This is a genomic window from Kineosporia babensis (genome assembly GCF_021129305.1).
Lineage (GTDB): Bacteria > Actinomycetota > Actinomycetes > Actinomycetales > Kineosporiaceae > Kineosporia > Kineosporia babensis.
In genome coordinates, this window is record NZ_JAJOMB010000024.1 from 136,598 (window position 1) to 149,435 (window position 12,838).

Here is a 12,838-nt window from a genome sequence, read left to right on the forward strand (position 1 = left end):
TTCTCACGCCTCAAGAGCCCTTCGGGTCCCTGCGGGACGCCCCTTCGGGCCGCTCTTGACCCGTGAGCCTCGGCGGCTCCCACGACCAGTCCGTGACGGTCAGGCCGGAGGCCTGCCCGCTGCCCGCACGGCCCACCACCAGAGCTCACGACCAGACCCGAAAGCGTACCCCAAGCCGTTCGAAATCCGAGCAGTCGGTGGCTTTGGCCATCGCTCGCACGACATGGCCAAGGGCTGACCGCCGTGGTCATGACGATCGCGAAGCTGACTGCCGGAGACGGCTACCTGTATCTGATGCGGGACATCGCCACCGCCCACGTCGATGCGCGGGCCAAGCCGGGCCAGGACGTGAGCGCGTACTACACGGCTGAAGGCAACCCGCCCGGCATCTGGATCGGCCGAGGACTGCACCTGCTGGGCCTGGCCCCGGACCAGGGCCAGCCCGCCCGCATCGTGCAGGCCGAGCAGATGCAAGCGTTGTTCGGGATGGGTCTGCACCCCGACGCCGACGCTCGAATCCGGGCCTACCAGCGCGAGCGCATCACCGCCGGCATGGCCCCGGAGGAGCTGGAGAAGGTCAGCGCCGAGGCTCTGCGCAGCGTCACTCTCGGACGCCCGTTCGCCGCGTACACCCCGCTGGAGCCGTTCGAGGAGCGGGTCCAGGAACGCGTAGCGGCCGTGATCGAGGAGACCGGACGCCCACCGACTCCGGCCGAGGACAAGCGGGTCCGGGTCGAGGAAGCCCGCCGCCACCGCGGGTCCGTCGCCGGGTACGACCTCGTCTTCGCCCCGGTGAAATCCGCTGCTCTGCTATGGGCTCTAGACGAACGCGCTTGGGTTCGTAACGCGGTCATCGCAGCGCATCACGAGGCCAAGGACGCCACTCTGGCGATGCTGGAGCAGCACGCGGCGTTTACGAGGACAGGCACCGGCGGGGTGGCACAGATCGAGACCAAGGGCCTGATCGGCGTCTCCTTCGACCACTACGACAGCCGCGACGGCGACCCCAACCCCCACACCCACGTGGCCATCAGCAACAAGGTCCAGGGCATCGACGGCATCTGGCGGACCTTGGACGGACGCGCGTTGTTCCGCCTCACCGTCGCCGCCTCCGAGCACTACAACACGGCCTTCCAGATCGCCTTGGCGGCCCGGACCGGTGTGCAGTTCGAGCCGAGAGACGGAGGCCGTGGCAAGCAGCCGGTGTACGAGATCGCCGGTATTGACCCGGCCCTGATCAAGGATTTCTCCCGCCGCCGTAGTGCCCTGGCGGCCCGGTACGAGGAGCTGACCAGCGCCTACCGCTCCGAGCACGGACACGACCCGTCCGCGTCCGTGGCGCACAAACTGGCCCGCCGCGCGAACCTCGACACCCGCCGGGCGAAGCGGGCTCCTCGATCGCTACCCGAGATGCGCGCAACCTGGCGAGAGCAGGCTCTGACCCGCCATGGTCGCGATGCCGTCACCCAACTCATGGCGGCCGTTCCGACCCCAGAGAATCACGCCAGCGCCAACGTGAAGCCGATCTCCGTCCAAGCTCTGGCAGCTCAGGTCATGGCGAACGTCGCGGAGAAGCGCTCTACCTGGACCGTGTTGAATCTGCGGGCCGAGGCCGAACGCCTCGTGAAAGTCACTGCCTCCCGGCATCAACCGATCATCGGCATCAACCTGATCAGCATCGCTCCAGGCGTCGCGCCGAAAGTCGACGACGACCTTCCTGTTCAGTCGGCGGCGTTGTCCGTCGCTGGTTTGAAGGAGCACCAGGCCGCCGTGACAGCGGTGGTCGAACGGGCGATTGCACCGGGCCACAGCATCAGCATCGAGGCACCCGTTCTTCTGGCCGAGCCCGAGAACCTGAAGCGCGCGGACGGGTCGTCGGTGTTCGTGCAGCACGGGGCCGGCCGTTACACCAGCCAAGCGATCCTGGACGCCGAACAGCGCCTCGTGAACGCCGCCACCAGCCCCGCTGCCGAGACCAATTCCGTCCCCTCCTCAGCGTGGATGAGCGCCACACTGGAAGGATTTGAGGCCGTTCACGGGCGCGTCCTGGACGCCGGCCAGCGGGCGATGGTGACCGCCTTCGCGACCGACGAACGCCTCCTGTCCGTGGGGATTGGCGCGGCCGGTACCGGGAAGACGACGGCGATGGTCGCCTACCTGCACACCCTGCAAGCGCAGCAGCGCAGACTCATCCCGCTGGCCACGTCCGCGGCCTCCGCCGCCGTACTCGCCAACGACTTGAACGTCCCGGCCGAGAACGCGCACAAGTTTCTGCACGAGCACCTGTCCGGCCGCCACAGCTACGCCTTCGAGACCGGCCGCATCCAGAATCTGCCGCCGAGCCTGCGTACCCTGGCCGTCCGCTCAGGGGACGTCATCCTGGTGGACGAGGCGGGGATGGCCGGCACGTTCACCCTGGACCGGATCACCGCGATCGCCGCCCACCACGGCGCAACTGTGCGCCTGCTCGGCGATTACCGCCAGCTGTCTGCGGTGGAGTCCGGTGGCGCGCTTCGCCTGATCGCTGCCGAGGCGGGCGCGGTGGAACTAGCCACCCTGCACCGCTTTAACGACCCTGACGAAGCCGCCGCGACCCTACAGATCCGCATCGGCGACACGAACGCACTCCGCTTCTACGAGGAGCGTCAGCGGATCCACGGAGGCTCGGTCGAGGCAATGACCGACGCCGCCTACCGAGGCTGGTGGGCGGACGTTCAGGCCGGAAACGTCTCGGTGATGGTGGCTGCGACCAACGCCGACGTCACCGCCCTCGCAGCCCGAGCCCGCGCCGACCGCGTCAAGGCCGGGCAGGTCGAGGTCGACGGTATCGACCTGCACGACGGAAACTTGGCCGGAACCGGGGACTGGATCGTCACGCGCCAGAACCAACGCCGCCTGTCCACCCATCGAGGCAATGACTTCGTCCGCAACGGAGACGCCTGGCACGTCCTGGAGCGCCACGAGAACGGTTCACTTCAAGTCCGTCATCTGGAACACGGCGGCCAGATTCGGCTTCCGGCCGTGTACGTCCGCGAGAACGTCGAACTGCTCTACGCGTCCACGGTCCACCGCACCCAGGGCTCCACCGTCGGGATGCTCACTTTGGCCTTCACCGTCTCCGGGCGGACAGACTGAGAGCTCCCGCTGTCCGCAGCTGCACCTGGGACCAGCGACACGTCGATCCTCTCCGACTCTCAGTTCCCGCCTGTTGTGATGCAGACCACAAAGGAGATTTCGTTGCTGATGTGCGGTCAAGTTCGGCGAAGTCTGTCAACAAATACTCAACAAGCCCCGCCAAACAAGAAAAGGTCAGGAGCTCTTACGAACTCCTGACCTGTACTTATATGGTCGGGCTGACAGGATTTGAACCTGCGACCCCCTGACCCCCAGCGGTGATTCGCGTCAATCGAAGCCCTCATGTCATCAGGCTAGCACTTGCTAAAGTGCATGCAGGACAAGCAATTTGAGTCCGCACTAGGCCGCGACGGTTCATCGAGTATCGGCAGAGTTCGCACCCAAATTGCTCCCAGCACGGAAGCAGGAGCAACGCATGGGCTACCTCGAGATCAGGACAGGCCGTAACGGTCGCGTCACGTACAGAGCCAGGTACCGCGACATCCACGGACGTCTTCAGACGGCCGGCACGTACACCAACGAGCGCGAGGCCGACCGGGCATGGCAGCGGGCAGAGAACCTGTCCGGCGCCGCCCGCATCGGCGATCCACGCCGCGGAAGGGTCAAGTTCGGCAAGTACATCGAGGAGACCTGGTTCCCGAACCACGTGATCGAGGCATCGACCCGCGAGAACTACCGGTACACCTTGGACGCATACATTTTGCCCGAACTCGGGGACATGAGAATTGGGGAGATTCTTCCCAATGATATTCGGGAGTGGATCGTCACCCTCCAGGGACCGGACTACCGATTGAATCCGCCTACGATCCGAGTTTGCAAGGTGATCGTGGATGCCATCTTCACGACGGCCTTCAATGACCACGTGACGATCATCCATCCCGGCAAGGGAGTGAAGACCCCTCCCCTGGCTTCCCGCCCCAAGGAAATCATCACAGCAGAGCAGTTCGATGAAATCTACCGAGCTCTACCCAACGACTTCATGCGCCTCTTGGTCGAGACTGATATCGAGTCAGGTCTTCGCTGGGGTGAGCTGACCGAACTCCGAGCCAAGGACCTGAACTCAAGAACCGGCATGCTCACCGTCTCACGAGCCGTCGTTCAACTTACGGCCAAGGATCGGCCGGATAATCAGAACTTCGTGGTCAAGGAATACCCGAAGGATCGCGAATGGAGGCGCTTTCGCATCGCCTCCCATCTCGCGGACAAGCTTGCAGCTCATATAACTGCCGCCAACCTTGGCCCAGACGATCTGCTCTTCACGATGCCCGTTCAGCGAACCGCCCGAAGGAACCGGCCAGCCGTTCTCCCCGATCCGGAAAGCCTGGGAAGAACTGAACCCAACGCAAAGGACCGAACCTATCTTCACGGGACTTGCTCGGCGTACACCGCGGGCAAATGCCGATGCCAGTTCTGCCGAGATGCCATGGCCACGTACCGGGCCGAGCGTCGCGCCACCAACAAAGATTCACCACGCACGCCACGCACCGTGGCGACGGACGGCCATATCGGCCGCGGATGGTTTCGAAACGCGATCTGGATACCAACGCTCTCCAAGGTTAATCTTGGCTTCAATTTCACTCCACATGGGCTGCGCCACGCCCATGCTTCCTGGTTGCTGAACGGTGGAGCCGACCTTCAGGTGGTCAAAGAACGCCTCGGGCACGCTTCAATCACAACGACCGAGAAATATCTTCACACTCTGCCCACAGCAGATGAAACTGCGCTGGATGCTCTCGACGCCGTCCGGCGGCCGACCCGAGAAGCATCGCCCTCAGCGCCCAACACAGCGACCGCTACCGAGCTGGCAGAGCTCCATGAGTTGCGTCAAACGCTCGCAAAGGTACGTCAGCTTCATGAAGCGCTCGGCCTCAAGCCCTAACCACGAACAGAGTCGTTCCGATCAACAATGATTCGAGGTCTCGTCCAGCCGACAAGGGCTTTTCAGAAGGGCAATATCTCCGGCATCGGACCAGCAAGCCGAGGTGCTCCGGTCCCCGACGTGCTCCTCACTGAGGCGATCTCCTTCATGCCCAACGCTCGGAGTCGATTTGCGACGGCCTTTAGTTGAGGTGCGCGGTGGCCACTGGGTTGATACCGGTGGCCACCACGCACGTCTTGATTGCGCGGGTGCTGGTCTTCAGCCGATCGTGGTGCGCAGAACGCCCAGGCCCGGGGCGGAGACCTCCACGATGTCTCCTGCGGTCAGGAAGCGTGGTGGGGTGAATCCGATGCCGACTCCGGCGGGGGTTCCGGTGGCGATGATGTCGCCGGGCTGCAGGGTAAGGACCGAGGAGATCGTGGCGATCAGGGTGGGGACGTCGAAGATCAGGTCAGCGGCGCTGGCCTTCTGCCGCAGCTCGCCGTTGACCGTGCCGGTCAGGACGAGCTCGTCCAGGTTCACCTCGTCGGCGGTGACGGCGAGCGGGCCCATCGGCGCGAAGCCGTCCGGAGACTTGCCCAGGAACCACTGCTTGTGATCGCGCTGGAGGTCCCGGGCCGTGAGGTCGTTGATCAGCGTGTATCCCCAGACGTGGCTCATTGCCTCGTCCTTGGTGATGTCCCGGCCTCCGCGGCCGATGATCACGGCGAACTCGGCCTCGTAGTCGGTCTCCTTCACCACGGACGGCGGCACCACGGTCGTGTCCGGGCCGGTGACCGAGCTGGGCGCCTTGGTGAAGATGATCGGGAACTGAGGCACGACGACATCGGCGCCGCCGTCGTAGCCGCTGCCCGCGAACTCGCTGGCGTGCTCGCGGTAGTTCTTGCCCACGCACATGATGTTGCGGGCCGGCTCCGGGATCGGAGCGAGGATCGTCAGGTCGGTGTAGGCGTGCTCTGCGCCCAGGGGCAGGTCGCCGCCGGTGGTGATCACCTCCGGCAGGCCGCCGGCCACGAGTACCTCGGTGACGGTGCTGGGTGAGGTGAGCAGCCCGACCCGGGGGCCGTCGGCGCTCAGGAAAGTGACGTACTTCATCGGAGGGGACTCCCGCTCATTCGGCCGCGGCGTTCTCGGCGCCGATCTTCTCTGACTTGCGCACGTCGTTGACCATGTCCATGCGCCTTTCCTTGGTCCAGTCCAGCTGGGTCAGTTCCCGGTCGCCGCCCTCGAAGGCCCGCTCGTAGGAGAGGATCTCCCAGCCGTACTCGTGCGGCAGGTAGTCGTTGCGGATCCACCGGGTGCGGATGTCGTCGGGGAACACCTGGACCTGGCCGTTGAGGATCACGGTCTCGACCCGGCCCGGCTGGTAGAGCACCTTGATGTCCTTCACCGGGTCGCCGTTCACGACGATGATGTCGGCCAGCTTGCCCTCGGCGATGACGCCCAGGTCGTCGGGCAGGCCCATCGCGTTGGCGCCGTGCTTCGTGCCGGCCTGGATCGCCTGCAGCGAGCTCATCCCGGTGTAGAGCATCAGCATTTCCAGCTCGCGGGCGTGGAACTCGCCGTACGGCACGGTGGCGAAGCCCGAGTCGGTGCCCATCGCGAACTTCACCCCGGCCGCGTGGGCCCGGTGCAGCGACTCCATGGTCGCCTCGTTCATCTGGTCGGTGGCCGAGACGATCGAGGGCCGGTTGCCGGAGATCTTCGCGAACTCGACGATGTGGTGCATGAACAGCTGGGTCGGGGCCAGCGGGATCTGCGACTTCGCCAGGTTCTCGATGGTCGCGTCGGTCATGAAGTTGCCGTGCATGATGTGGTCGAAGCCGGCGTTCACGGCCGCGTTGGTCTCGGCCGAGCCGCGGGCGTGGATGGTGATCTTCAGGCCGAGCTGGTGGGCCAGGTCGGCGGCCATCTTCAGCTCGTCGTTGGTGAACGCCTGGAAATCGCCGTAGGGGCTGTCGGCGAGCTTGATCAGGTCGACGCCGGCCTTCTTCTGCCGGCGGATCTCGGCCTTCATCTCATCCGGCGTGTTGGTCAGCTTGCCGATCGAGGACTCCGGGTTGCCGGTGGCGTCCGGGAACCAGTCGGTCAGGCCGTTGCTGGTGGTGAGATACCTTCCGGCGCTGGTCATCCGGGGACCGTGGACGATGCCGCGCTTGATCCCCTCGCGCAGGCCGACGCCGATGAAGTAGCTGCCACCGGGCTGGGAGATGCTGGTGACGCCGGCGCTGAGCACCTTCTCCACGTTCTGCGCGGCGATCAGCGTGCGCAGCTCCGGCGGGGTGTAGATGCTGATCTCTTCTTCGGTGCGGGCCAGGCCGTAGGTCATGTGGCAGTGGATGTCGATGAGGCCTGGCATCACCGTCTTGCCGGTGGCGTCGATCACTCGCAGGTCTTCGCCGCGTGGGATGTCCACCTCACGGTCGATCTTGCCGAGCTTGACGATGCGGGCGTCCTTGACCAGGACGTCGCAGTTCTCGATCGGCGGCGTGAGGTCGCCGTCGATGACGGTGCCGTTCTCGATCAGCAGCCATTTGGAAGGCATAGCTTCTCCTTTCAATCACCCAGGTAGTCGAGTCGTCAGACGGACTCGGCGACGAACTGGTTCAGGCACCCCACGAAGGCGTCAGGGTCCTCGAAATAGGGCGCGTGCCCGCAGCCGGGCATCACCACCAAGCGGGAGCCGGGTAGCAACTCGTGACAGATCCCGGCCATCGTGACCGGTGTCCAGCGGTCGTTCTCGCCCCAGACGATCAGGATCGGCAGGTCCGGGCGAAGCGTGGTCAGGCGATGAGTCTGGTTGTCGGCGTTGGCCTGCTCGTTCAGGTGGCGCGCTGCCGTCTCCAGGGCCTGCGCGGCCCCTTCGGAGGAGTTGATCATCGACTCCTCGCGAACCCACTCGTCGGTAACCATCGCCGGGTCGGAGACCAGGAAACCCAGCTTCTCACGCACACCTTCGGGCGATCCGTTGGCCACGTTCTTCGGAGGCACCATGTCCGCTTCAGCCAGCGGTGCAATCCCCATGGTCCCGATCAGCACGAGTTTGCTGACCAGGTCCGGACGATCGACCGCGATCCGGGAACCGACCAGGCCGCCCAGAGACGTTCCGACCAGGGTCACCCCGGACAGCTTCAGCTCGTCCAGCACCCCGGCCACGAACGCGGCGAACGCCTGCGGCCGGTAGTCGATGTCGGGACGCTTGTCGGCCAGCCCGTGCCCCGGGTAGTCCAGGACGAAGACGTGGAAACCGGCCTCGACCAGCCCGGGGATGGTCGGGGTGAACCGGTCGGCCCGCGAGCCGACGCCGTGCATGCAGACCAGGATGTTGTCGCCGGCCTCATTGGTCGAACCGGCTTCCAGCACGCGGGTGCGGACCCCGCCGACCGTGACCGGGTAGGAGATCACCTGGTCACGGCCGTGGGTGAACGAGTAGTGAGTCGCGGTCATCACTTCGGGATCCGGGCCAGGGCCTCGATCTCCACCACGAACTGCGGCTCGACCAGACCGGCCACGATCAGCAGCGTGTTCGGCGGGTACTCGCCGGAGGGATAGATCTCGGCGAAGACCTCCTTGCGCACCTTCATGAAGGTCGGGATGGTCTCCCGGCCGACCAGGTAGGTCCGGAACTGGAAGACGTCCTCGAAGCCGAGACCGGCTGCCGCCAGCGCCTTCCCGACGCTCTCGAAGGAACCCCGGACCTGGACGTCCGGCTCGATCCCGTCGGTCCCGAACTGGCCGGCCACCGCCACGATGTCCCCGGAGACCGAGACCGGCGAGTAGTCGCCGAACGAGCCGAGGCCCTCGACCTTGGTGATGTACTTGATGTCGCCCACTACATGGTTCCTTTCATCAGCGCCGATGCGAACGACTCGTTCATCGGCGCATTGCTTACGTTTTCAGCCTTATCGAGCGCGCCGTCGGTCAGCACTCACCGGCGGTGATCTTCTCCTTGGCCTCCGTCACGCTGTCGGAGTCGATCTGCAGCGTGGGGATTTCCAGGACCCGCTCGGCGGGCTTGGTGCCGTTGCGCAGGAAGTCCAGCATCAGTTCGGTGCTACGGACACCGGTGACGTAGCCGCACAGGCTGACGGTCATGTCGAGGGTGCCGGCCTCGACGGCTGCGATCGCGTCCGGGGTGCCGTCGCCACCGATGACGACGATGTCGTCACTGTCGATGCCACGCTGCTGAATGGCGGTGATGCCGCCCAGGGCCAGGTCGTCGTTGTCGAAGTAGATGGCGTCGAGGTCCGGGTGTGCGGTGAGCAGGTTCTCTGCGGTGGTCAGACCCGCGTCGGAGGAGAAGGCGCCCGCGTAGCCTCCGTCGATGATCTCCAGGCCGGGGTTCTCCGCGAAGACCTCCTTGGCGCCGACGAACTGCTCCTCGGTGAAGCTGTTTCCTCGGATGGCGTGGATGTAGCCGACCTTTGCCTTGGATCCTAGGGTTTCGGCCAGGTACTGGGCTTTGACCCGGCCCACTTCCTCGTAGTTGGCTCCCACGTGAGCGGTCTGGACCTGCTGGCCGGCCTCGGTCAGATCATTGGCGACTGTGACTACCGGAACGCCGCTGGTGGAGGCCTGCTGAAGGACCGGAACCACCGAGGCGGCATCCATCGGCACCACCATCAAGGCGTCGGGGCTGGTGCTGAGTGCGCTTTCGAGCTGGCTGTACTGCATCTGAGGGTCAACCTCGCCGTAGGTGACCTTGAGGTCGAGGTTCCCGTCGGCGTCGCCCGCGGCCTGCGCGCCCTTGACGATCTGCTGGAAGTACGGAAGTTCGCGGGAGTAGAGGTTCATGGCGACCGTGACCTTGCCTTCGGATGTCCCGCCTTCGGCCGTTGCCGGGGATGCCGACGAGCATGCGGAGGTCAGCAGGACGGCCGCCGTTGCAGCCGCTAAGGGAAGGCGTGCGCCGTTGGCGGAGGCGTTGAGCAGGTTCATGAGAGGTCCTTCGAGAGGGAGTGTTGAGCTGGGTTGACGATCGATCGCTGGGCGGGATCGCTGGGGCGGGGTGGCCCCGATGCAGGATCAGGCAGTCGTTCACAGCAGGGCTGCTGGAAGGTATTGGCTGCCGTGTAGAAGTTTTCAGGCTGTGGGTTGCAGTCGCGGCTTGCTGCGGACGAGGCGCCGGCGCATGAAGTCTGCGGACGCTGCCAGAATGAAGACGCAGCCGAGAACGATGTTCTTGTAATCCTCGCTGATGCCGCTGATGTCGAGGCCATTGCGCAAGACGACGATCAGCAGGACACCCCACAGCGTTCGGGTCACCGCTCCCCTGCCCCCGGCGAGGCTGGTGCCGCCGACCACGACCGCTGCGATGGCTTCCAGTGCCAGGGTGTCGTTGGCGTTGGGCTGGCCCGACTGGACGCGGATCAGGAGGGCGAGCCCGGCGAGAGCGGCAGCCACGCCCGAGACGACGAACACCAGTAGCCGGACGCGCGGGACGTTGATGCCTGAAAGGCGTGCGGCTTCGGCGTTCCCACCGACCGCCAGGGCACGGTAACCGAAAACCGTCTTGCTCTGCAGCCACCATGCAGCGAGGAAGACCACGGCGGTGGCGATCACCAGGAGGGGCAGTCCGGCGATCCGCAGGAGGGACAGTTCCGAGATCAGCGTAGGCAGGCCCGTGACGATGCCGCCGTCGGTCAGTGCCAGTCCGGCGGCCTGGCAGATGATCATCACGCCGAGAGTGGCGATGAAGGAGGGAACTTGGAGGAACGCCACCAAGAAGCCGTTGACCAGACCGACGATGAGGCCGAGCAGCAATGCCGCAGCGAAGCCCAGGGCCACTGAGCCGGTATTGGCCATGACCATGGCCCCGACGACACTGATCAGGGCCGAAGCCGTACCAACCGACAGATCGAGTTCACCCGTGTTGATGACGATGGTCATGGCGAACGCGACGATCGCAAGGATCGCGGCCTGGCTCAGGACCGTGATGATGTTGATCCGCGACAGGAAAGCGTCGTTGCTCACGGCGAGGTAGGCGACAAGCAGGACCAGGATGGCAGGGACGAACAGAAGATCGAAGAGCTCGCCCGCCGGGCGGCGGACTCGTTCACTCGCGCGGGAGACCTTGAGCGCGTTGGGAGCGTACGACATGCAGGTGGCCTTCTCGGGACGTGTCAGGGCATGGACGTGGAGCCGGGGCGAATGCGGATCTTGTGCTGCTTAAACCGTTTCATGGACGCCGGCGACCAGAGCGGCAAGGCTGTGCTCGTCCAGGTGCTCACGGTCGGCGTGATGGATCATCTCGCCGTGGCGGAAGACGTAGACGGTGTCGGCCAGGGCCAGCACCTCGTCGGTGTCGGTGGAGAACAGCAGGACGCTTCCTCCACCGTCAACGAACTCACGCAGCAGGTCGTGGATCTGGGACCGCCCTCCGATGTCAACGCCTTGGCTGGGCTCGGCCACGGCCATGATCTGGAACTGTGCCGCCAGCAGCCTGGCCACCATGACCTTCTGCTGATTACCTCCGGACAGCGAGGAGATCGGCGCGTTGACATCGCCCATCTTGATCTGAAGACGAGAGCGGAAGTGCTCGGCACGCTGCCTCAGCGACCGGGCCGAAACCATACCTGCGCGAGAGATCCGAGCCAGCGAGGACAAGGACATGTTCACCGCACAGGACTGCATGAGCACCACGCCGCGGCCCTTGCGGTCCTCAGGAATGAACCCGATACCCGCCTTCTGAGCATCACGGACGTGACGCAGACGAATGCTCTGCCCATCCCGAACAGCCTGACCGTCCAGGGGGACGTCCCCACCGACCATCGAAACCACCGTGGCTGCGCCGGATCCAACCAGACCGGTGACCGCGACGACCTGACCGGCGTGCAGATCGACATCGAAGTGTCCTGCCCCCACGGATGATTTGCGCAACTGCAGCATCAGCGGACCGGGCGGCGTCGAGGCCCGGGCAGCTGCCTGTTCCGCCTTCTGACCGATCATCAGCTCGGTGAGCCGAGACGGCGTCAGTCCCGCTACCTCGCCGGTGGCGACCAAGGCCCCATCCCGCAGAATGCTGTACCGGTCGGCGGCCTGGAGCACCTCGTCCAGTCGGTGCGAGACGAACACCACCCCGATGCCCTGCGCCCGCAGCGTACGCATGAGATCCAGCACCTGGGTGGCCGCATCAGGTTCCAGCGAAGCAGTGGGTTCGTCCAGGATGAGGAACCTCGGTTCCGACAGCATGGCGCGGGCTATCTCGACGAACTTGCGCTCCGCCGGGCCCAGCTCCGAAACCTTCACCGCTGCATCGACACTGACCCCCAGACGATCCAGAACACCCTGCACCTTCGCACGCCAGGACCGCTCGTCGATGGCGTTGAGGGCCGCCCGACGTCGGGGCACCTTGCTGGCCGTCGCCAGGAGATTCTTCTCCACGCTCAGCTCAGGAAACAGGTTGTAGTTCTGATGGACGACAGCGATACCGGCACTCGTCGATGCCTGCGGCGTTGCGAAAGACACTTCCTGGCCGTCCAGGGACAACTGCCCCGACGACGGCGAGAGCGCACCGGTGAGGACCTTGATCAGCGTGCTCTTCCCCGAGCCGTTCTGACCCAGCAGCGCGTGGATCTCACCGCCCCGGATAGCCAGGTCAACCTCGCGCAGCACCACGACGCCGCTGTAGTCGTGGACGATCGACTCCGCCCTCAGGACGCTCGCCGGCAACGTACCGGCCGGCGCGGACCAGGTGGCACTCACGACTGGCCGACCCGAGTACCGGTGCGGAGGTCCGACTGGGCGGCTACCCAACTCCGCCTGGACGTCGCAACCGGTTTGGTCACGCCCGCGCCCATCACCTCTGTCGTGCTTGCCATGACT

General features: G+C 65.2%; 9 protein-coding genes. 2 read left to right on the forward strand and 7 right to left on the reverse strand.

What is annotated here, in order from left to right:
• The first annotated feature begins 249 nt into the window (after positions 1-249).
• Both mobF and LR394_RS33405 read left to right on the forward strand, forming a co-directional pair.
• Positions 250-3,135, forward strand: a complete 2,886-nt coding sequence (gene mobF, locus LR394_RS33400; protein ID WP_231448621.1) for a MobF family relaxase — start codon at positions 250-252, stop codon at positions 3,133-3,135.
• A 415-nt stretch (positions 3,136-3,550) separates the two neighbouring features.
• Positions 3,551-5,014, forward strand: a complete 1,464-nt coding sequence (locus LR394_RS33405; RefSeq protein WP_231448622.1) for a tyrosine-type recombinase/integrase — start codon at positions 3,551-3,553, stop codon at positions 5,012-5,014.
• Positions 5,015-5,272: 258 nt separating this feature from the next.
• Here the strand turns inward: LR394_RS33405 and LR394_RS33410 are convergent, their stop codons facing one another.
• The 7 genes from LR394_RS33410 to LR394_RS33440 all read right to left on the reverse strand — a co-directional run bounded on the left by LR394_RS33410 (position 5,273) and on the right by LR394_RS33440 (position 12,718).
• Positions 5,273-6,109 (reverse strand): fumarylacetoacetate hydrolase family protein, encoded by an 837-nt coding sequence (locus LR394_RS33410; RefSeq protein ID WP_231448623.1) that lies wholly within the window; start codon positions 6,107-6,109, stop codon positions 5,273-5,275.
• Between the two features lie 16 nt (positions 6,110-6,125).
• Positions 6,126-7,559, reverse strand: coding sequence for an amidohydrolase family protein (locus tag LR394_RS33415; protein ID WP_231448624.1), 1,434 nt, complete (start codon positions 7,557-7,559; stop codon positions 6,126-6,128).
• Between the two features lie 35 nt (positions 7,560-7,594).
• Positions 7,595-8,461, reverse strand: a complete 867-nt coding sequence (locus tag LR394_RS33420; protein ID WP_231448625.1) for an alpha/beta fold hydrolase — start codon at positions 8,459-8,461, stop codon at positions 7,595-7,597.
• Positions 8,461-8,847, reverse strand: coding sequence for a Rid family hydrolase (locus LR394_RS33425; protein ID WP_231448626.1), 387 nt, complete (start codon positions 8,845-8,847; stop codon positions 8,461-8,463). The genes LR394_RS33420 and LR394_RS33425 overlap by 1 nt, the downstream gene beginning before the upstream one ends.
• 88 nt (positions 8,848-8,935) lie before the next feature.
• Positions 8,936-9,952 carry a sugar ABC transporter substrate-binding protein gene (locus tag LR394_RS33430; protein ID WP_231448627.1) on the reverse strand — a complete coding sequence of 339 codons (1,017 nt, stop codon included), beginning with the start codon at positions 9,950-9,952 and terminating at the stop codon, positions 8,936-8,938.
• A gap of 144 nt (positions 9,953-10,096) precedes the next feature.
• Positions 10,097-11,113 (reverse strand): ABC transporter permease, encoded by a 1,017-nt coding sequence (locus LR394_RS33435; RefSeq protein WP_231448628.1) that lies wholly within the window; start codon positions 11,111-11,113, stop codon positions 10,097-10,099.
• A gap of 69 nt (positions 11,114-11,182) precedes the next feature.
• Complete coding sequence (locus LR394_RS33440) at positions 11,183-12,718, reverse strand: sugar ABC transporter ATP-binding protein (RefSeq protein WP_231448629.1); 1,536 nt, start codon at positions 12,716-12,718, stop codon at positions 11,183-11,185.
• Between the last annotated feature and the right edge of the window lie 120 nt (positions 12,719-12,838).

What these genes read in the sequence shown, in the direction of transcription:
- LR394_RS33430 (WP_231448627.1), bottom strand. Translation starts at nt 9,952, where the DNA reads ATGAACCTGCTCAACGCCTCCGCCAACGGCGCACGCCTTCCCTTAGCG.
- LR394_RS33410 (WP_231448623.1), bottom strand. Translation starts at nt 6,109, where the DNA reads ATGAAGTACGTCACTTTCCTGAGCGCCGACGGCCCCCGGGTCGGGCTG.
- LR394_RS33405 (WP_231448622.1), top strand. Translation starts at nt 3,551, where the DNA reads ATGGGCTACCTCGAGATCAGGACAGGCCGTAACGGTCGCGTCACGTAC.
- LR394_RS33420 (WP_231448625.1), bottom strand. Translation starts at nt 8,461, where the DNA reads ATGACCGCGACTCACTACTCGTTCACCCACGGCCGTGACCAGGTGATC.
- mobF (WP_231448621.1), top strand. Translation starts at nt 250, where the DNA reads ATGACGATCGCGAAGCTGACTGCCGGAGACGGCTACCTGTATCTGATG.
- LR394_RS33435 (WP_231448628.1), bottom strand. Translation starts at nt 11,113, where the DNA reads ATGTCGTACGCTCCCAACGCGCTCAAGGTCTCCCGCGCGAGTGAACGA.
- LR394_RS33415 (WP_231448624.1), bottom strand. Translation starts at nt 7,559, where the DNA reads ATGCCTTCCAAATGGCTGCTGATCGAGAACGGCACCGTCATCGACGGC.